The 20,885-nt window shown below is 73.3% G+C and carries 9 protein-coding genes and 2 tRNA genes; 10 read left to right on the forward strand and 1 reads right to left on the reverse strand.

Annotated features, from left to right (window positions below; translation table 11 throughout):
• Nucleotides 1-45: 45 nt before the first annotated feature.
• A complete protein-coding gene (locus BR98_RS26065; protein ID WP_035848078.1) occupies nucleotides 46-1,581 on the forward strand; it encodes a hypothetical protein in 1,536 nt (511 codons plus the stop codon).
• On the opposite strand, the gene BR98_RS26070 is transcribed toward BR98_RS26065, so the two are convergent.
• The gene (locus BR98_RS26070) at nucleotides 1,578-2,969 is read right to left on the reverse strand and encodes an amidohydrolase family protein (protein WP_051970227.1); all 1,392 of its coding nucleotides are present in this window, start codon (nucleotides 2,967-2,969) and stop codon (nucleotides 1,578-1,580) included. The genes BR98_RS26065 and BR98_RS26070 overlap by 4 nt on opposite strands.
• A 251-nt stretch (nucleotides 2,970-3,220) precedes the next feature.
• Between BR98_RS26070 and BR98_RS26075 the strand changes: the two genes are divergently transcribed.
• The 9 genes from BR98_RS26075 (at nucleotide 3,221) to BR98_RS26115 (ending at nucleotide 20,876) form a co-directional block, all read left to right on the forward strand.
• Nucleotides 3,221-3,293, forward strand: a tRNA-Thr gene (locus BR98_RS26075).
• Nucleotides 3,294-3,333: 40 nt separating this feature from the next.
• Nucleotides 3,334-3,406: transfer RNA gene (locus BR98_RS26080), tRNA-Met, on the forward strand.
• A gap of 83 nt (nucleotides 3,407-3,489) precedes the next feature.
• Nucleotides 3,490-3,654: a 50S ribosomal protein L33 gene (rpmG, locus tag BR98_RS26085; protein WP_006604855.1), complete on the forward strand. Its 165-nt coding sequence runs from the start codon at nucleotides 3,490-3,492 to the stop codon at nucleotides 3,652-3,654.
• A gap of 111 nt (nucleotides 3,655-3,765) precedes the next feature.
• Nucleotides 3,766-4,242 carry a MaoC family dehydratase N-terminal domain-containing protein gene (locus BR98_RS26090; protein ID WP_035848081.1) on the forward strand — a complete coding sequence of 159 codons (477 nt, stop codon included), beginning with the start codon at nucleotides 3,766-3,768 and terminating at the stop codon, nucleotides 4,240-4,242.
• Nucleotides 4,242-4,664: a MaoC family dehydratase gene (locus BR98_RS26095; protein WP_035848083.1), complete on the forward strand. Its 423-nt coding sequence runs from the start codon at nucleotides 4,242-4,244 to the stop codon at nucleotides 4,662-4,664. Before BR98_RS26090 ends, BR98_RS26095 begins: the two co-directional genes overlap by 1 nt.
• A 599-nt stretch (nucleotides 4,665-5,263) precedes the next feature.
• Nucleotides 5,264-5,545, forward strand: a complete 282-nt coding sequence (locus tag BR98_RS26100) for an acyl carrier protein (RefSeq protein ID WP_035848085.1) — start codon at nucleotides 5,264-5,266, stop codon at nucleotides 5,543-5,545.
• Nucleotides 5,529-6,452, forward strand: a complete 924-nt coding sequence (locus BR98_RS26105) for a thioesterase domain-containing protein (protein ID WP_035848087.1) — start codon at nucleotides 5,529-5,531, stop codon at nucleotides 6,450-6,452. Before BR98_RS26100 ends, BR98_RS26105 begins: the two co-directional genes overlap by 17 nt.
• Nucleotides 6,453-6,535: 83 nt before the next feature.
• A complete protein-coding gene (locus tag BR98_RS26110) occupies nucleotides 6,536-13,471 on the forward strand; it encodes an SDR family NAD(P)-dependent oxidoreductase (RefSeq protein ID WP_407639500.1) in 6,936 nt (2,311 codons plus the stop codon).
• A gap of 79 nt (nucleotides 13,472-13,550) precedes the next feature.
• Entirely contained in the window at nucleotides 13,551-20,876 is a 7,326-nt protein-coding gene (locus tag BR98_RS26115) for a type I polyketide synthase (RefSeq protein WP_035848089.1), read from the forward strand.
• Nucleotides 20,877-20,885 lie beyond the last annotated feature (9 nt).

The following is a 20,885-nucleotide window of genomic DNA, read 5'->3' on the forward strand; positions in this document are numbered from 1 at the left end:
CCGGGTCAGGAGCCCGGAGCGGTGTCGGGGGAGAGGCGCGCGGCCATGGCAACGGGGACCAGTACAGCGGCAAGACCACGGGAAGCGGAGAGACCGAGGAGCGCGGCCGCCGCCCCGATCCGGACCGGCGCCCCGAACCGGGCCACCGCCCCGATCCGGACCGGCGCCCTGAGCCGCCTGCGCGCCGCCGTCCTCGGCAGCACCCCTCGCCAGGTCCGCACCCTGACCGTCACCGCGCTGACCACGGTGCTGGTCTTCGCCGCCGTCGTCGGCACCGTGCTGAGCGGCACCCGGGACAGCACGGACGCGATCGGCCTGCGCGCGGCCCCCCAGGCGGTGCGCGCCGCCGACCTCTACTTCGCGCTCAGCGACCTCGACGCGCAGGCCGCCAACCTGCTGCTGGTCGGCGCCGACCAGGACCACTTCGCCCAGCGCAAGGCCGTCAGCGACCTCTACAACCAGCGCCGCGCCCAGGCCGACGCCGACCTGGAGCAGGCCACCGAGGCCGCCGCCGGCGACCCGGGAGCCCGCAGGACGGTCAGCGGCCTGCTGGACGCGCTCGGCCAGTACGAGGCCCTGGTCGCCCGCTCCGACCTGCAGGAGACGGTGGCCAAGGCGGCGCCGGGACAGCCGCCGGCCGACGCGCTCGTCTCCTACCAGCAGGCCACCGACCTGCTCCGGCAGGAGCTGCTGCCCGCGGCCGACCAGGTGGCCGGCGACAACGAGGCCACCGTGACGCGGATCTACGCCGGGCAGCGGGCCGACCTCGGCAAGGGCCGGACCTGGCTGCTGGTCACCGGACTGCTGGCACTGGGTGCCCTCGGCGCGCTGCAGCGCACCCTGACAGTCCGCTACCGCCGCCGGGTCAGCCCGCCGCTGGTGGGCGCGCTGCTGCTCACGGCGATCGGCCTCGGCTACGGGCTCACCCTGGCCGCCGATGCGCAGGACCAGCTGCACACCGCCAAGGCCAACGCCTACGACTCGGTGATCGCGCTCGGCCGGGCCCGCGCGGTGGCCTACGACAGCAACGCCGACGAGAGCCGCTGGCTGGTCGACCACAACCGGGCGGCGGCCTACCAGCAGAGCTTCTTCGACAAGACCCAGCAGATCGTCCGGCTCGACGGCACGACGCTGAACAGCTACGACGACGCGCTCGCCAAGGTGGTGGACGCGCACCGGGCGAGCCCCCGGGTGCTGGGCTTCACCGGGTACCTGGGCGACGAGCTGCGCAATGTCACCTTCCCCGGTGAGCAGCAGGCCGCGGACCGGGTGCTGACCGCGTTCCAGACCTACCAGCGGGACGACCGCAGGATCCGGGTGCTCCAGCAGCAGGGCCGGCTCGGCGAGGCCATCGCCTTCGACACCGGCACCGCCGAGGGCCAGTCCAACGGCGACTTCGCCCAGCTCAGCGACGCCTTCGACAAGGTGATCGCGATCAACCAGCAGGCCTTCGACCGGACGGTCCGGCAGAGCGACGCCGAGCTCGGGGCCGGCGCCGCCGTCTGGCTGGCCCTGCTGGTCGCGGGGACCCTCGCCCTGACCGTGCTGGCGGTCCGCCCCCGCCTGCGCGAGTACCGCTAGCGGTGGTGCCCGCCCTGGCGGGGGAGGGCCAGGGCGACGGTGTCGGCGAACTCGCGGACCGCACTGGTGCGGGAGACCACCCGGCCGCCGTGCACCACCAGGCGGCTGTGGCCGCCGGACAGGGCGCCGGCCAGGCTGTCCCCGCGCACGGCCAGCAGCTCGGCGGGGAAGCCGGCGTCCACCCGGACCGGCGGCAGGCCCATCAGCAGCCGGGCCTGCCCGCTGACCGCCTCGTAGGCGGCCGTCGCGCTCAGCGCCCCGCCGGCCGCCAGCAGGTAGGCGGCCTCCAGCGGATCGGCGCGGCCCACCGGGTTGACGGCGTCCCGCAGCGCACCGCTGCCCGCCGCCAGCGGCAGTTGATGATCCGTCAGTTCACGTACCACCGCCGGGGTGAGCCCGCCGGGCGGGCCGTCCAGCGCGCCGCAGGCGCCGTTCTGCGGCAGGCAGACCACCCGGGCGCCGGCCGCGCGCAGCGCAGCGCCGCCGCCGGGCCCGAGCCGGTCGCACGGGCCCACCGCGAACCGTGGCCGCAGCGGGGCCAGCAGGGCGGTGAGCCGGGCCAGCTGGCCGGGGTCGCCGCCGCGCAGGTGCAGGTCGACCGGGCAGTCGAACTCGGCCGCCAGCTCGGCCACCACCTGGACGAAGCCGACCGGGTCCGGGTCCAGCTCGGGGCAGCCGCCGACCGCGTCCGCGCCCAGTCGCAGCGCCTCGCGCAGCGCGGCCCGGCCGTCGGCGCCGACCGTGCCGGTGAGCAGCCGGGGAACCGCCACCGCCTGCAGCTCGGCCAGCCCGCGCAGGGCCTGGCGGGCGGTGAGGACCGCCTCCAGCCGGCGCAGGCCGTGCACGTCGCCGATCCGTACGTGGGTGCGCTGGGCGGTGGCGCCGTAGCCGAGCGAGGTGAGGGCCGCCTCGGTGACCCGGCGGATCAGCTCGCCCGGGCTCTCGGCGCCCGGCGCCGTCGGCGGGGCCGTGGGCGGGGCGACCGGGCGGGCCGCGTCCGCGAACGCGGGCGGGGGCAGCGCGGTGAAGGCGGTGTCGTGGTGGGCGTGCGGCTCGGCGGGCGCGGCGAGCAGCAGATAGCCCGTCAGGTCGATCCGGGCGCCGGCCGCCACGGCCGGCTCGTGCTCGCCCGCCAGGCTGATCGCGCTGCCGCAGGGCAGGGCCGACTGCGGCAGCGGGCCGAGGCTGCCGGCGGTGCCGACGGCCTGGATCCGGTCGCCGCTGATCCGCACGTCCACCACCCGGCCGTCGGCCAGTCGGGCACCGGCCAGCAGCAGCACCGGGCCGTGCCCGAGCGGATTGCCGCCGGAGCTGCCCGGTCCGGCCGCGCCCGAGTCCGACCGGTTGCCGTGCTGCGGTCCGTCGGGAGATGCGCTGTCCGCGTTCATCGGCCGACTCCTCTCAGCGACAGGACCCCAGGGCCCGGGTCTGGAAGATCAGTGGCGGTCGAGCCTATGGTCAGCGTGCGCGCGATGCCCGCAGGCTCGCGCGTCAGGCGCGCTGCGACCGCATCGGGAGTCGAACGCCCCACCCGGGGTCGCTCGCCCGTGCGAGCCCGCCGACCTGCGATCTTGCGGTCGGGATACGGATTTCACCTCTGGCCCGGAAGCGTGTAATCTCTTCCTCGTTCAACCGGTTCGCCCCTATAGCTCAGTCGGTAGAGCGTCTCCATGGTAAGGAGAAGGTCTGCGGTTCGATTCCGCATGGGGGCTCTGATGGACGGGCTTCACCTCGGTGAAGTGCGATCATCAAAGCGGTGTAGCTCAGTTGGTAGAGCAAGCGGCTCATAATCGCTGTGTCACCGGTTCAAGTCCGGTCACCGCTACCCCGCGTAGTCGGTCGGGAGATCGAACTCCCGATCGGCTACTCTTGTTGTGTCATCACCCATTGTCCAAGGAAGGCACTCCCGTGGCTGCCACCGATGTCCGCCCGAAGATCACGCTGGCCTGCGTGGAGTGCAAGGAGCGGAACTACATCACCAAGAAGAACCGGCGTAACGACCCGGACCGTCTTGAGATGAAGAAGCACTGCCCCCGCTGCAACTCGCACACCGCGCACCGCGAGACCCGCTGACCCCCTAGGGCGTCGCCGGGCCTGGCAGTGATCAGGTCATCGACTTCAGGCCGCACCCTTCGGGGTGCGGCCTGAAGTCGTTTCTGCACACGCACAACTGAGGAGTAGTCCATGGCGCTCGACCCCTCCTTCATCGGGCGGACCTACCCGCCCACTGAACCGTACGAGGTGGGCCGGGAGAAGATCCGGGAGTTCGCGGTCGCGGTGGGCGACCCCAACCCGGCGTACACCGAACGGGAGGCGGCCAAGGCGCTCGGTCACCCGGACGTGATCGCGCCGCCGACCTTCCCGTTCGTGCTCACCTACGCGGCCGCCGCCCAGGTGGTCGAGGACCCGGAGCTGGGCCTGGACTTCAGCCGGGTGGTGCACGGCGACCAGAAGTTCGCCTACACCCGCCCGCTGCGGGCCGGCGACCGGGTGCGGGTGGAGATCGCCATCGACAACATCAAGTCGCTGGCGGGCAACGACGTGCTGACCGTGCGTGGCGAGGTGGTCGAGGAGAGCGGCGAGCACGTTGTGACCTCCATCATGACGCTGGTCGCCCGGGCGGCCGACGAGCAGGCCGACGAGAAGGCGGGAGAGCAGTGATGGCTGTCAGCTTCGACGAGGTCGCGGTCGGGACCGAACTGCCCGCGCAGTCCTTTCCCGTGAGTCGCGCCACACTGGTGCGCTACGCGGGTGCCTCGGGCGACTTCAACCCGATCCACTGGAACGAGAAGTTCGCGGTAGGGGTCGGCCTGCCGGACGTGATCGCCCACGGGATGTTCACCATGGCCGAGGCGGTCCGGGTGGTCACCGACTGGACCGGGGACCCGGGCGCGGTGGTCGAGTACGGGGTGCGGTTCACCCGGCCCGTGGTGGTGCCCAATGACGAGGCCGGGGCGGTGATCGAGGTCTCCGGCAAGGTGGCCAAGCTGCTGGACGGCCGCCGGGTGCAGGTGGACCTGCTGGTCACCAGTGCCGGGCAGAAGGTGCTCGGGATGTCGCGCGCGGTGGTCCAGCTCGGCTGATTCACCGCTCCACGCCGCCCTCGGGAAGCCCCGGGGGCGGCGTTTTCGTTTTCACACCCACCTTCCACAGTTGAACATCGGCAGTGTCTGCCAGCTTTCTCACCGGAAGCTCCCAGTGTGCGGCAATTCCCGCTCTGACGTGCGGTTTTCTGGTAGACAGCGCGTCAACTAGCTGGGTTTACCGATTTCCTGACTATCTATCAAATCGGATTTGACGAGCCGCCTGTAGGTGACCCGCCGTGTTTACACACGGTTAGTTGCGCGGTCAGTTCCCCCCGACGTACGGTCCTGACCAAGACCTGGAGCGCTGGCATACAACCTGGTCAGCCAGCGGTCGCGGGTCCACGGCAGTCGGGCCCGGCGCCTCCGGTGCCGTCCTGTGTCGAATTCGGCCGCCCCGGCACCAGTCTGTCCGGATCACTGAATGTCCGTATTCAGACGGCCCGCCATCCACCGTCAGCCAAGCCTCATTCACTGCATTTCATCGTCATTCAGCGCCATTCACAGGTCGAACAGACCGGTTTCCGGGCTGCTCGACGCCCTTTTTCAGAGCTATTCCTGACGGCCCGTCCGGGCCCACGATCAGGGAGGGACATCCCGTGTCCGTAGTGTCAGCGGCCGAGGCCCAGCAGTGGCTGATCGAGAAGATCGCCCATCGCCTCGGGGTGCCGCAGAGCGAGATCGCACCCGAGCAGTACTTCGACGAGCTGGATCTGGACTCCACCGAAGCCCTGATCCTGGCCGGTGAGCTGGAGAACTGGCTCGGCTTCGAGCTGGGCAGCACCACCCTCTGGTACCACCCGACGGTCAAGGACCTGGCCGAGTACCTGGCCCAGGAGTCCGCGTCGCAGGCCGAGGGCCGGCATGCGGCCTCGGCGTAACGCGGGCCCGGCCGCCGTCCACCGCCTGCGGGCGGCGGCCGGCGGGCGCGGCACGGTCTACCTGGTCCACCCGGGGGCGCTGGCCGCCGGTGTGCACCAGAGCCTGGCCGGGGCACTGCCGCCCGGGGTCGGGCTGACCGTGCTCGACCTGTCCGGGCTGCCGGAGTACTTCGAGGCCGCGCTCACCGGCGGGCGGGCCGACACCACGGTGGAGGCCCTGGCCGACCGGCTGGCCGCCGAGCTCGACGCCGAGCTGGACGCCGAGCTGGACGCCGAGCTGGACGCCCGGTCGGACACCCGGCCGGACGCCACCGAGGCCTACACGCTGGCCGGTTGGTCCTTCGGCGGAGTGGTGGCCCAGGCCATGGTGGAGCGCCGGCCCGCCGAGCGGCGCCCGCGCGAGCTGGTGCTGCTCGACAGCATCGCGCCCACCGAGGCCTACCAGCAGCCCGACGACGCCCTGCAACCCCCGTTGCTGCTGGGCTGGTTCGCGATGTACCTGGGCGCCAAGCGGGGGCGCCCAGTCGACCTCGACCCGGACCGGCTGGCGCACTGCGACACCGAGGACGGACTGCTGCTGGTGCTGGACGCGGCAGTGGCCGGCGGAGCCCTGCTCCCCGACACCCCGCTACCGGGCCTGCGCAAGCTCTACGACACCTACGTGGACGGGCTGTTGCGCAACAACCGGCTCACCGCCCCCTACCGCCCGCGGCCCTCCTCGGTGCCACTGGTGCTGGTCACCGCCGAGCGCAGCCTGCTCCCGGGCGACCGCACGCTCGGCTGGCCGCCGCTCGCCCCGCACGGACTGACGGTCCATCAGAGTCCGGGCGACCACTACACGATGCTCACCAGGCCGGACGCGTCGGCGCTGATCTCGCGGTTGGTCAGCCCGGCCGAGTACCGCTGACACCGCCCGCGCCGCACCCGTTCGGTCACCCCGCTCCCTCCCCTGGGCCGTCCCCGGCCCGAAGAGACCAAGAGAGCCCTGCCGTGAACGATTCGCAGCCCAGCAATCCGTCACCCATACCCTCGGCACAGTCGCGCTCGGACGATGATCTGGACCGCAGACTGGCCAGAAACCCGATCGCCATCGTGGGCCTGTCCGCCCTCTACCCCAAGTCCCGTGACCTGCGGGAGTTCTGGGGCAACGTGGTGGCGGCGGCCGACTGCATCGAGGACGTCCCCAGCACGCACTGGGACGTCGCCGAGCACTACGACCCGGACCCGGCCGCGCCCGACAAGACCTACGCCAAGCGCGGCGGCTTCATCCCGCCGGTCGCGTTCAACCCGATGGAGTTCGGCCTGCCGCCGACCACGCTGGAGGTCACCGACGTCCTGCAGCTGCTCAGCCTGGTGGTCGCCCGTGACGTGCTCAAGGACGCCGGCGCCGACCAGCCCTGGTACGACCCCGAGCGGACCGGCGTGGTGCTCGGCATCACCGGCGCCAACCAGCTGACCCAGCCGCTCTCCGCGCGCCTGCAGACGCCGGTGCTCAAAGAGGTGGTCCGCAGCTGCGGGCTGAGCGAGCGCGACGCCGAGGAGATCGCCGAGAAGTTCAAGTTGGCCTTCGCGCCCTGGGAGGAGAACTCCTTCCCCGGCATGCTCGGCAACGTGGTGGCCGGGCGGATCGCCAACCGCCTCGACCTCGGCGGCACCAACATGACCATCGACGCCGCCTGCGCCAGCTCGCTCGCCGCCACCAAGGCCGCGGTCAGCGAACTGCTCGAGGGCCGGGCCGACACCATGCTGGCCGGCGGCTGCGACGCCGAGAACACCATCTTCATGTACCTCTGCTTCAGCAAGACCCCGGCCTTCTCCAAGAGCGGCCGGATCCGCCCGTTCGACCAGGACGCGGACGGCACGCTGATCGGCGAGGGCATCGGCATGCTGGCGCTGCGCCGGCTCGCCGACGCGGAGCGGGACGGCAACGAGATCTACGGGGTGATCCGCGGCATCGGCACCTCCAGCGACGGTCGGTTCAAGTCGATCTACGCGCCCCGCAAGGAAGGCCAGATGGTGGCCCTGCGGCGGGCGTACCAGGACGCCGACGTCTCGCCGGCCGCGGTCGAGCTCTTCGAGGCGCACGGCACCGGGACGGCGGTCGGGGACGCCACCGAACTCTCGGCGCTGGCAGCGGTGGTGGCCGAGGCCACCGAGGAGCAGCGGTTCGCCGCGGTGGGCAGCGTCAAGTCGCAGATCGGGCACACCAAGGCGGCGGCCGGCGCGGCCGGGATGATCAAGCTGGCGCTGGCGCTGCACCACAAGGTGCTGCCGCCCACCATCAACGTCGAGCAGCCCAGCTCGGCCGTCGGCGGGCCGTTCTACGTCAACACCGAGACCCGGCCGTGGATCAAGGACCCGAACCGGCCGCAGCGGCTGGCCGCGATCTCCTCCTTCGGTTTCGGCGGCACCAACTTCCACTTCGTGCTGCAGGAGTACGGCGAGGGCCAGGACCTGCAGGTGATGTTCCCGGTCGCGCAGGCGCAGCTGTGGCACGCGCCGGACGCCGAGGCGCTCGCGACGCTGCTCGCCTCGGGCGCGCCCGGGGTGCCGAACGCGGCAGCGGTCCCGGCCGACCACGCCCGAGTGGCGCTGGCCGCACGCGGCGAGGCGGAGCTGACCGAGCTGCGCGAGCTGGCCGTGCGGGAGCTGCGGCAGCGCGGCGACGCCCAGGAGTGGGCGCACCCCAAGGGCGTCTGGTACCGGCGGCGGGCCGCCGAGCTCGGCAAGGTCGGGGCGCTGTTCGCCGGCCAGGGCAGCCAGTACGTGAACCCCGGGCACCGCGCGGTGCTCGCGCTGCCGCCGCTGCGGGCCGCCTTCGACCAGGCCAACCGGCACTTCACCGGCAGCGACACGCTGGCCCGGGCGGCCTTCCCGCCGCCCGCCTTCGACCAGGCCGCCCGGACGGTGCAGGAGGCGGCGCTGCGGCGCACCGAGTACGCGCAGCCCGCGATCGGCGCGCTGTCGGCCGGGCAGTTCCGCTACCTGACCGAACTCGGCTTTGCCGCCGACGGACAGCTCGGGCACAGCTTCGGCGAGGTGACCGCGCTCTGGGCGGCCGGCGCGCTGGGCGACGAGGAGTACTTCGCGCTGGCCCGGGCCCGTGGGGCGGCGATGGCGCCGCCGGCCTCCGAGGCTGCCGGTGACTTCGACCCGGGAGCCATGGCGGCGGTTGCCGCGGATGACCAGACCGTCAGCCAACTGCTCAGCGAATATCCCGAGTTGATGGTCTGCAACCGCAATGCGGCGGACCAGGTGGTGGTCGGCGGCGCAACCGCCGCGGTGGAGCGGCTGGTCGCGGCGGCGGGCACGAAGGGCATCCGGGTCAGCCGGCTGCCGGTGTCGGCGGCCTTCCACACGCCGTTCGTGGCGCATGCCGTGGAGGCCTTCCGGACGGCCGTGGAGCGGGTCGAGGTGCGCGAGCCCCGGACGCCGGTCTTCGCCAACACGCCGGGCGGCGCCTACGGTTCGGACCTCGCCGCGAACCGGACGCTGCTCGCCGAGCAGCTGGTCAACCCGGTGCACTTCGCCGACCGGGTCGAGGAGATGTACGCGGCCGGGTACCGCACCTTCGTCGAGTTCGGGCCGCAGGGCGTCCTGACCAAGCTGGTTCGCCGGATCCTCGGCGAGCGGCCGCACCAGGCCGTCCAGCTGGACGCCGGACCGGGCGGCGACGCGGACCTCGCGATGAAGCGGGCGGTCGCGCAACTGGGCGTGCTCGGCCTGCCGTTGGCGTTGGCCGACCGCTATGTCGCGCCGGTGGCCGAGGCGGCGCCGAGCAAGGGCATGACGGTGCTGCTCAACGGCATCAACTACGTCTCCGAGCCGCGAAAGGCGGCGTACCGGGAGGCGCTGGAGAACGGGTACCGGGTGGCGCTGCCGAGTGCGCCCGCGCCTGCTCCGGCGGCCGTTCCCGCATCTGCGCCGGTGCCCGTGCCCGCACCGCCCGCTCCGGCGGCGGTGGCTGTGCCGGTGACGGCGCCGGTGGCGGTGCCGACCCCTGCTGTCGAGACCACGGTGACCGCTGTGTCGGTCCCGGCTCCCAACCAGGAGAACCTGCCTGTGGACCACGAACACCAGCCGGACCGGCTGGCCGAGCTGATCGCCGACCATCTGGCGCTGCACGACGACTACCTCAACGGACAGCTGCAGAGCGCGCAGCGGCTGGCCGGGCTGCTGGAGAACGCGGCCGACCAGGGCCGGGTGGACGAGGTCCTGCCCGGGGTCACGGCCGTCAAGGAACACGGGCTGGCGATCGGGCGCACCCACCTGCGGGCCAACGAGATCCTGCGGGACCTGGCGGCGCTGGAACTGGTGCCGGGAACGGGCGCGGTGGCGCCGGTCGCCCCGGTGGCGCCCGCTGCTCCGGTGACGCCGGCGGCGTCGGTCGCTGCCCCGGTGGCCGCTCCGGTGCCTGCGGTGGCGGTGGCGCCCTCGCTGCCGCCGATGGCGCTGCCCGCACCGGCGGTGCAGGCCGCTGCTCCGGCGACCGAGCCCGTTGCGGCTCCCGTTCCTGCTGCCGCTCCTGCCGTTCCTGCCGCTGCTCCTGCCGGTTCCGCTGTGACGGCCGAGCGGGTCGCCGAGGCGCTGTTGGTGGTGGTGGCGCAGAAGACGGGTTACCCGGCGGAGATGCTCGAGCTGGGGATGGATGTCGAGGCGGACCTGGGGATCGACTCGATCAAGCGGGTCGAGATCATGGGTGTGCTCTCGGAGCAGTTCCCGAGCGATGCGCCGGTGGGCCCCGAGCAGTTGGGCGAGCTGCGCACGCTGGGCCAGATCGTGGAGTTCATGGTCGGTGTCGCGGCGGCTGCGCCGACCGCTGCCGCCTCTGCTGCTCCTGCCGGGGCCGGTGTGACGGCCGAGCAGGTGGCCGAGGCGCTGTTGGCGGTGGTGGCGCAGAAGACGGGTTACCCGGCGGAGATGCTCGAGCTGGGGATGGATGTCGAGGCGGACCTGGGGATCGACTCGATCAAGCGGGTCGAGATCATGGGTGTGCTCTCCGAGCAGTTCCCCAGTGACGTCCATGTGGGCCCCGAGCAGCTCGGTGAGCTGCGCACGCTGGGCCAGATCGTGGAGTTCATGGCCGGTGTCGCGGCCGCTCCGGCTGCCGCTGCCGCTGCCACTGCTCCGGCGGCCTCCGCTTCGGCCGGTGTGACGGCCGAGCAGGTCAGTGCCGCGCTGTTGGCGGTGGTGGCGCAGAAGACGGGTTACCCGGCGGAGATGCTCGAGCTGGGGATGGATGTCGAGGCGGACCTGGGGATCGACTCGATCAAGCGGGTCGAGATCATGGGCGTGCTCTCCGAGCAGTTCCCGAGCGACGTCCATGTGGGCCCCGAGCAGCTCGGTGAGCTGCGCACGCTGGGCCAGATCGTGGAGTTCATGGCCGGCGGCCCCGCGAGCGCTCCGGCGCCGGCCGCCACGCAGCAGCCCGCAGCCGAGCAGCCCGCAGCCGCGCCCGGGGTCACGGAGCAGCCTGCCAAGGAGCAGCCCGCCAAGGAGCCCGCGGCGCCCCGTCCCGGCGCGATCGGCCGCGCTCAGGCCGTGCTCGCCGAACTCCCACACCCCGACCGCCTGGTGGCCGCCTACCCGGCCGGTGCCGGCGCGCTGCTGATCGACGACGGCGGCGACCTCGTCCCGGCCGTGGCCGAGCGCCTGCGGGCGACCGGCTGGCAGCTGCGGGTGCTGCGACTGCCCTCGGTGTCCCGCACCGTCGAGGGTGCCGTCGACTTCTCGCTCAGCGGCTGGGGAACCACCGAACTCGCCGAGCGCACCGAGGAGTTGCTGGCCGAGCGGGTGTCCCTGGTGATCGCCTTCGGCACCCGCCAGGACAGCGACTGGGCGGAGGGCGTCCGCCGCCTGGCGCACGCCCTGCTGGTCGCCAAGCACCTGGTCGAGCCGCTGACCAAGCAGGCCGCCAACGGCCGGGCCGGCTTCGTCACCGTCACCCGGCTCGACGGCGCCTTCGGCCTCAGCGGCGTCGCCGAGCAGCTGGTCCCGGCCGGCGGCTACGGCGGCCTGGCGAAGACGCTCTCCGTCGAGGCGCCCGAGCTGTTCTGCCGGGCCCTGGACCTGGCGCCCTCGCTGGATCCGGCCGCGGCCGCCGACTTGGTCCTGACGGAGCTTCAGGACGCCTCGGTCAGCCCCGTCCAGGTGGCCCGCGCCGCCGACGGCCGGCGGTACGAACTGACCCTCGGCGAGCGTCCGTCGACGCTGGCGCACCAGGAGAGCGGCCCGCTGCCCGCGCCGACCTCCGAGGACCTGCTGGTGGTCACCGGCGGCGGCCGCGGCATCACCGCGGGCTGCGTGATCGACCTGGCCAAGGCGCACCGTCCCGGCCTGCTGCTGCTCGGCCGTACCGCGCTCGGCGAGGAGCCGGCCTGGGCGGCCGGTCTGACCGGCGCCGCCGAGCTGAAGGCGGCCGCCGTCGCCCAGCTGAAGGCAGAGGGCGAGAAGCCCACCCCCAAGCGGGTCGAGCAGCTCTACCAGGCGGTGGTCGGTGAGCGCGAGGTCCGCGCCACGCTGGCCGAGCTCGCGGCGGCCGGCAGCACGGCCGAGTACCTCGCGGTGGACATCACCGACACCGCCGCCACCGCCGCCGCGCTGGCCCCCTACGCGCACCGGATCACCGGTCTGGTGCACGGCGCCGGGGTGCTTGCCGACCAGCTGATCGCGCAGAAGAAGGCCTCCGAGATCGAGCGGGTGTTCGCTGCCAAGCTGGGCGGTCTGCGCTCGGTGCTGGACGCCCTGGACGCCGACCGGTTGCGGCACGTGCTGCTCTTCTCCTCGGTGGCCGGCTTCTTCGGCAACCAGGGCCAGTCGGACTACGCGATGGCCAACGAGGTGCTCAACGCCTGGGCCTCCTCGTTCAAGCGCCGGCACCCGAAGGCCCGGGTGAGCTCGCTCAACTGGGGTGCCTGGGACAGCGGGATGGTCTCGCCGCAGATCAAGGCGGTCTTCCAGGAGCGCGGCATCACGCTGATCGCGCCGCAGACCGGAGTCGCGCTGTTCACCGGGCAGTTCGCGTCGGAGCGCGGCCACGACGTGGTCACCGTGCTCGGCCCGACCACCCCGCTCTCCGTTCGCTCGGCCGAGGTCCGTCCGCGGGCCGCCGTGCTGGAGCGGGAGTTGGCCGAGCTGACCGCGGCGGCGATCGTCACCGACCACCAGATCGGCGGGGTCCCGGTGCTGCCGGCCGCGCTGGCACTGGGCTGGGCGATCGGCGCGGTGGAGCGGCTCAGCGGCGGCACGGTCCGCCAGGTGCGGGACTTCGCGGTGCACAAGGGCGTGGTCTTCGACGGCACCGAGCCGGCCCGGCTGCAGCTCTCGGCCAACCCGGCCGGGGACCAGGCCACCACCGAGGTGGTGATCCGCTCGGTCGCCGCCGACGGCGCGGTGCGCCCGCACTACGCGGCCAGCGTGGTGCTCGGCGCCGATCCGGCCGGGGAGTTCAGCCACCCGATGGCGCTGCCGGCCCTCGGCGAGGGGCGCGACGCCGGCGGCTTCTACCAGGACGGCACGCTCTTCCACGGCAGCTCACTGCGCGGTGTGCGACGGGTGCTGGCCGAGGAGGAGTCCCGGCTGGTGCTGGAGTGCGCGCTGGCCGAGCACCGGCCGGCCGGCGGCGCCTGGGGCGGGCGGCTGTACTCGCCCGGCACCGCCGACCTGCTGCTGCAGGCGGGCCTGGTCTGGATGCGCCGCTTCAAGGAGACCGCGAGCCTGCCGCTCTCGGTGACCCGCGCCGAGTTCCACCAGGCGCTGCCGGACGGTGAGCCGTTCCTCGCGGTGGTCGAACCCACCGCCGTCAACGGCAGTTCGGCGAGCCTGACGGTCACCGCAGTGGGCCGAGACGGCCGAATCCTGGCCCGGCTCACCGGCGTCAGCCTGGTCTCCACCCCGCAGCTGGCCGCCAAGTTCGCCACCAGCTGACGCCCCGAATCGATCGGTCCGGCCTGTCGCCCCGCGCGGTGGGCCGGACCGGCCGACCCCTGGAGGGATTCGAACTTCCATGACCAAGTACGCCATTGTCGGCCTCTCCTGCCTCTTCCCGGGTGCGGCGACCCCGGACGCGTTCTGGCAGAACCTCAGCACGGGGACGGACAGCCGCACCGAGGGCGGCGCGGCGGTCTTCGGGCCCGCCGCCGCGCACACCGACCCGCAGCACCGGATCTACTGCACCAAGGGCGGCTTCGTCCGGGACTTCAGCTTCGATCCGACCGGCTACCAGCTGCGGCCCGAGCGGCTGGCCGGCCTCGACCCGGTCTTCCACTGGTCGCTGCACGTGGCCCGCGAGGCACTGCGCGACAGCGGCCACGCCGACAGCGCCGCACTCCTGCCGCGCACCGGACTGGTGCTGGGCAACTACTCCTTCCCGACGCCCGGTTCGGCCCGGATCAGTGTGCCGCTGGTGGACGAGGCGGTGCGCGAGGGACTGCGCCGGGCCGGCGCCGAGCTGCCCACCGGCTCGCTGCTCGGTGCCGCCGACCCGGCCGACGCCCGGGTGAGCGGGGCCCCGGCCCGGATCACCGCCGCCGCGCTGGGCCTGGGCGGCCCGCGCTACGCGCTGGACGCGGCCTGCTCCTCGGCGCTCTACGCGCTCAAGCTGGCCTGCGACCACCTGGCCACCGGGCAGGCCGACCTGATGCTGGCCGGCGGCGTCTGCGCCCCCGACCCGACGCTGATCCACCTGTCCTTCTCCGACCTGCACGCCTACCCCGAGAGCGGCTTCAGCCAGCCCTTCGACGCCCGCTCGGGCGGCATCCTGACCGGCCAGGGCGCGGGCATGTTCGCGGTCCGTCGGCTGGTCGACGCGCAGCGCGACGGTGACGTGATCCACGCGGTGATCGACGGCATCGGCCTGTCCAACGACGGCGCGGGCCGCCACCTGCTGGTGCCGAGCGGCTCGGGCCAGCAGCGCGCCTACGAACTCGCCTACGCGCAGGCCGACGCCGCGCCGAGTGACATCGACTACCTGGAGTGCCACGCCACCGGCACCCCGATCGGCGACAGCACCGAGGCCGCCTCGGTCGCCGAGTTCTTCGGCGGCCACGGGCCGCTGCCGCTGCTCGGCTCGGTCAAGGGCAACATCGGCCACCTGCTCACGGTGGCCGGCCTGAGCAGCATGCTCAAGGTGATCCTGGCCATGCGGCACGGCCAACTGCCGCCCACCATCGGGGTGTCGGAGCCGATCGACGGTGCGGCGGGCGCGGCCCTGGTGCGCGAGGTGCGCGCCTGGCCGACGCCGGCCGGGCAGCGTCGGGCCGCCGTCTCCGCGTTCGGCTTCGGCGGCACCAACGCGCATGTGGTGCTGGGGGATTCGACTCACGGACCGGAGCAGACCGCGCCCGGCGAGGGTACGGGTGAAAGTGCCGGGGCGGGCGCGCGCCCGGAGCTGCCCGCGCTGGACATCGTCGGCGTCGGCGCCCACTTCGGCTCCTTCACAAGCGCCGCCGCCTACGAGCGGGCCGTGCACGACGGCCTGGACGCCTTCGGTCCGCTGCCCGAACGCCGGTGGCGCGGGCTGGAGTCCACCGGTGGCGGCACCCTGGCCGCCGCCGGACTGAGCCGCGACGGCCTGCCCGAGGGCGGCTTCGTGGACACCGTCGGCCTGGACCCGGTGGACTACCGGATCCCGCCCGCCGACCTGCGCAACTACAACCTGCAGCACGCGCTGATCTCCAAGGTGGCGGACGAGGCACTGACCGACGCGGGCTACCGGCGCGAGGCCGCACCCGGCCAGTCGGTCCCGGCGGCGCGCCGGGTGGGCGTGGTGATCGCCATGGAGATCGAGCCGAGCGCCCACCTGCACCTGGCCCGGTACGGCCTCGGCGACCGGCTGCGGGAGCAGCTCGCCGCCGCAGGCCTCGAACTGACGGACAGTCAGTGCGAGGAGCTGGCCGCACTGGCCCGCGACGGGGTTCACGAGCCGATCGTCGCCAACGAGGTGCTCAGCTACATCGGCAACATCATGGCCAGCCGGATCTCCTCGCTGTGGAACTTCACCGGCCCCTCCTTCACCCTGTCCGCCGAGGGCGCCGGCACCGCCCAGGCGCTGGAGACCGCCCGGCTGCTGCTGCTCGACCCGACCGTGGAGTCGGTGCTGGTCGGTGCGGTCGACCTGGCCGGTTCGCCGGAGAGCCTGCTGCTGCGGCTGGGCACGGACCAGGCGCCGGTCGCGGGGGCCGGGCTGAGCTTCGGCGAGGGCAGCCGGGGGTGGCGGATCGGCGAGGGCGCGGGCGCGGTGGTGCTCACCCGTCCCGGCGAGGGCAACCGCCCCGCCTATGCCCGGCTGGACGCCGTCGCGGTGCGCCACGCCGTCGCGGTGGACGGTGTGCTGCCGGAGGCGGATGCCGAAGCGCTGGCCGCCGCTGCTGAGCAAGCGCTTGCTCAAGCCGGGGTGACGGCCGATCAGATCGGCTACCTGGAAGCCCACGCGGGCGGCACACAGGCCCAGGACGCGGCCGAACTGGCCGCGCTCGCCAAGGTCTACCCGGCCGGCGGCGCCGAACTCGCACTCGGCAGCGCCAAGGCCCAGCTCGGCGACGCGCAGGGCGCGGCCGCGATGGCCGGACTGCTGCGCGCCGTCTTCTGCCTGCACCACGGCTACCTGCCCGGGGTGCCCGGCTGGCAGCGGCCCGCGCCGGAGCTGACCGAGGCACTGGCCCGTACCGGCTGCTACCTGCCCGACACCGCCCGCCCCTGGCTGCGCGCGGCCCGCGACGGGCGGCGGCACGCGGCCGTCTCCTTCCTCGGTGCCGGCGGGGCCCACGGCCACCTGCTGCTCTCCGCCGAGCGGACCAGCGGCGCCCTGGAGGAGCGCGCCTGGCAGCGCGCCGGCGGCCCGATCCTGCTCGCGCTCGGCGCGACCGACCCGGCCGGGCTGCTCGCCGAGGTCGACCGGCACCGGACCGCCCTGGCCGAGGGCACCGACCCGCTCACCCTGGCCCGGACCGCCGCCGGCCGGCTGGCCGAGCTCGCCCCGGGCGGTCCGCGAGTGGTGCTGGTCGGGCGCGACGGCGCCGAACTGCTGAGCCAGCTGGAGCTGGCCGCCAAGGACCTGCCGGGCGCCCAGGCGCGCGGCGAGGACTGGGCCACGCCGGCCGGCAGCTACTTCGCCGCCCGCCCGATCGGCCCGCAGGGCAAGGTCGCGCTGGTCTACCCCGGCGCGGTCAACTCCTACCCGGGGCTGGGCCGTGACCTGTTCCGGGCCTTCCCCGGCCTACTGGAGCGGTTCGAGGCCGAGGTGGCGGCACCCGACCTCACCTTCCGCACCGCCCGGCTCCATCCGCGCGGCCAAGTGACACCGGGCCGACGCGAGTTGATGGCCCTGGAGGCGGAGCTCAGCGAGGACCTGCCGTTCATGCTGGCCACCGGGACCACCTTCGCGATCCTGCACACCGACCTGGTGCGCGAGATCCTCGGCGTCCCCGCGCACGGCGCCTTCGGCTACAGCCTGGGGGAGAGCAGCATGCTCTTCGCCACCGGCGGCTGGCAGCGCACGGCCCGCCGGGACGACCGGATCAGCGCCACCCCGCTCTTCAAGCACCGGCTCAACGGCCCGCGCCGCACCGTGCGCGAGCTCTGGGGCCTGCCCGAGGAGACCCCGGACCCGGCGGTCTGGGGAAGCTTCGTGCTGCTCACCGGCGCCGACACGGTTCGCGCGGCGCTGGCCCGTTACGAGCGGGTCTTCCTCACCCACGTCAACACTCCCGCCGAGGTGGTGGTGGCCGGCGATCCGGCCCAGTGCCGGGCGCTGATCGAGGAGTTGGGCTGCCCGGCGGCCCGCTCGCCGGTCAACGGGGTGATGCACTGCCCGGTGGTGGACGGCGAGCTGGCCGGTCTGGCCGAGCTCAACAACCACCCCACCGGCTCACCCGGTGGCCTGGAACTGCTGAGCGCGTACGACTACGGGCCGATCGAACGGTTCGAGCAGCACGAGCTGGCCGACCGGATCGCGCACACGCTGCGCAGCACCATCGACTTCCCGCAGCTGGTGCGCACCGCCTACGACCGGGGCTTCCGCTACTTCATCGAGGTCGGCCCGAGCGCCACCTGCACCCGCTGGGTGCGCGAGACGCTGGGCGGCGCCGACCATGTCGCCGTCTCGGTGGACCGGCGCGGGGTCCCGACGGTGCGCGCGGTGGCCCAGTTGGCGGCCCGACTGGTCGCCCACGGCGTGCCGTTGGACCTGGCCGGGCTGCTCGGCGCGGAGCCGGTCGGCCGGGCCACGGGCAGCGCCCGCCGGGCCGCCCGGCTGCTGGTGCCCGTGGGTGGCGGCGCCTCGATCCCCGAGCGGATCGCCGCCACCGCCGGCGCGGTGCTGCGCGCCCGCCCGCCCGTCGCCGCGACGGCCGGTGTCGGCGCTGGTGCCGGAGCCGGAAGCGGCTCCGGACGCGAATCCGCCCGGGCCGCGCTGCCCGTCCTCGCGGGCGCCGGGCGCGGTCCCGCCGTCCCCACCCCTTACGCCGGCCCAGCCGTTCACCTTCCGCTGGAGGAGCACGCCCCGATGCCTGCCGACCCGACCGTCGCCGACCCGGAGGCCATCGCCTTCGACGGCGAGCCGATCTCCTTCCTGCCCTGGGCCGACGACCCCGCGCCGCTGCCGGCCCCGACGGCTGACGCAGCGCCAGTGAGCAAGCGCTCAGTCACGCCCGCTGCCTCGGGTGGCGGCTCCGCTCCCGCGCGCGGCGCCGCCGCTGCCACGCCGGCTGCGACCTCCGTGGACCCCGAGGCCTACCGTGCCCAGGACCTGGTCCGCGAGCTGCGCGAGCAGATGATGAGCACCCACTCGGTGGTCATGGAGACCCAGCGCGTCCTGCAGGAGAGCACCCTCGCCCGCACCGAGGCCCTGCTCCAGCAGCCCGCCGCCCCCACCCCCGAACCCCTCACCGGGGTGATCCTCCCGCCCGAGCCGGTCGCCGAGCCGCTCGCCCTCACCCCGCCCCCGCAGAACCCGGGCGTGATCTGGGACCAGGCCGACCTGCTGGAGTTCGCCACCGGCTCGCTGGCCAAGGTCTTCGGCCCGGCCTTCGCCGAGATCGACTCCTACGCCAAGCGGGTCCGGCTGCCCGCCCCGCCGTACCACTTCGTCACCCGGGTCACCGGGCTGCGCGCCGAGACCGGCGTCTACCAACCCTCCTTCATCCGCACCGAGTACGACGTCCCCGAGGACGCCTGGTACACCGTCGACGGCGGCGTCCCGCCGGCCGTGGCGATCGAGGCCGGCCAGTGCGACCTGCTGCTGATCAGCTACCTCGGCATCGACTTCCGCAACAAGGGCGAGCGGGTCTACCGCCTGCTGGACAGCACCCTGGTCTTCCACGGCGACCTGCCCAGGGCCGGTCAGACCCTGCGCTACGACATCTCGATCAACCGGTTCGTCACCCAGGGCAACACCACGCTCTTCTTCTTCAGCTACCTCTGCTACGCCGACGGCGAGTTGATCCTGGAGCTGAAGGACGCCTCGGCCGGCTTCTTCTCCCAGGCCGAGCTGGACACCCCGCTCGGCGTGGTGATCACCGAGAAGGAACGGGCCGCCCGGGCGGCCCTGACCAGGAGCTGGTTCAAGCCGCTGGCCGCCACCGAGAAGAACCACCTGACCACCACCGACCTGGAGTTGCTCGCCCAGGGCCGCCCCGGCGAGGTCTTCGGCCCCGAGCACGCCCAGGACCCCGGCCTCAACCCGGCGCTGCGGCTGCCGGACGCCCGGCTGCGGATGGTGGACGAGATCCGGATCGACCGCACCGGCGGCCCGCGCGGCCTCGGCGCGATCTCCGCGACCAAGCAACTCGACCCCGACGCCTGGTACTTCGAGTGCCACTTCCCGGACGACCCGGTGCTCGCCGGCTCCATGGTGGCCGAGGGCGCGGTGCAGGTGCTGCAGACCTACCTGCTGCACCAGGGCATGCACCTGGTGCTCCCCGACGCCCGGTTCCAGACCATCATCGGCCTGCAGACCGAGGTGCAGGTGCGCGGCCAGATCACCCCGGCCCACCGGGAGATCCGCTACGAGCTGGAGGTCATGGAGCTGACCATGCTGCCGCGCCCCTCGGTGGTCGCGGACGTACTGGTCTACCTCGGCGACAAGCCGGTGATCCGGATGCGCAACTTCGGCATCCAGATCCGGGAGAAGGACGGCACCCCGTACCGGCCCGAACTCGGCGGCGTCCCGGCCTTCCTGGGCCGGCGCAACCGCTCCGGCGAGCCCGCGATGATCAACGAGCTGCACCTGGCGCACGCCGCCAAGGGCGACCTGGGCACCGCGATGGGCCCCGAGTTCGACGTCTACGCGAACAGCCGCGCGCCCTACATCCCCAACGGGGACTTCCAGTTCGTCGACCGGATCATGTCGCTGAAGGGCACCCGCGGCGACCTGGCCCCCGGCTCCGAGATGGTCACCGAGTACGACTCGCCCGTCGACGCCTGGTACTACCAGCAGAACTCCCACCCGCACCTGCCCAACGCGGTGCTGATGGAGACCTCGCTGCAGGCCGCGATCCTGCTCGGCTACTACCTCGGCGCCACCCTCAAGCAGCCCGAGACGCAGTACGCGATCCGCAACCTGGACGGCAAGGCCACCGTGGTCGCGGATATCGACCTGCGCGGCAAGACCATCCGCCACCACTCCAAGCTGCTGATGACCAGCGCGGTCTCCGGCGCGGTGCTGCAGAACTTCAGCTACGAACTCTCCGCCGACGGCGAGGTGTTCTACGTCGGCGAGTCGCTGTTCGGCTACTTCAGCGACGCGGCGCTGGCCAACCAGGCCGGCCTGGACGCGGGCCAGTACGCGGCGCCCTGGCTCGAGCAGCACCCCGACGCGCCCGCGCGACGGATCGAACTGCCGGACGACGCACCACAGTTCACCGATCCGAAGGGCGGCCGACTGCACCTGCCGGGCGGCCACTACCACCTGGTCGACCACGTCGATCTGGTGCCCGACGGCGGCAAGCACGGCCAGGGCTACCTGCACGGCTACCGGGCCGTGCGCCCCGACGAGTGGTACTTCGACTGCCACTTCCACCGCGACCCGGTGATGCCCGGCTCGCTCGGCGTCGAGGCGGTGCTGCAGGCGCTGCGGCTCTACGTCCTCGAGCAGGGCCTCGCCGAGGGCCTGTCGGACCCGCACTTCGCGCTCGCCGTCGACATCCCGACGAGCTGGAAGTACCGGGGCCAGATCCTGCGCCACGACGGCGAGTTGCGCTTCGACGCGCACATCAAGGAGGTCCGCAGGGAGGCGGACCGGATCGTGGTCATCGCCGACGCCGACCTGTGGAAGCCGGGCCTGCGGATCTACGAGCTGACCGATGTCGCCATCGAAGTCCGCGCCACCGCCTGACCGCCACGA

This window comes from Kitasatospora azatica KCTC 9699 (assembly GCF_000744785.1).
GTDB lineage: Bacteria > Actinomycetota > Actinomycetes > Streptomycetales > Streptomycetaceae > Kitasatospora > Kitasatospora azatica.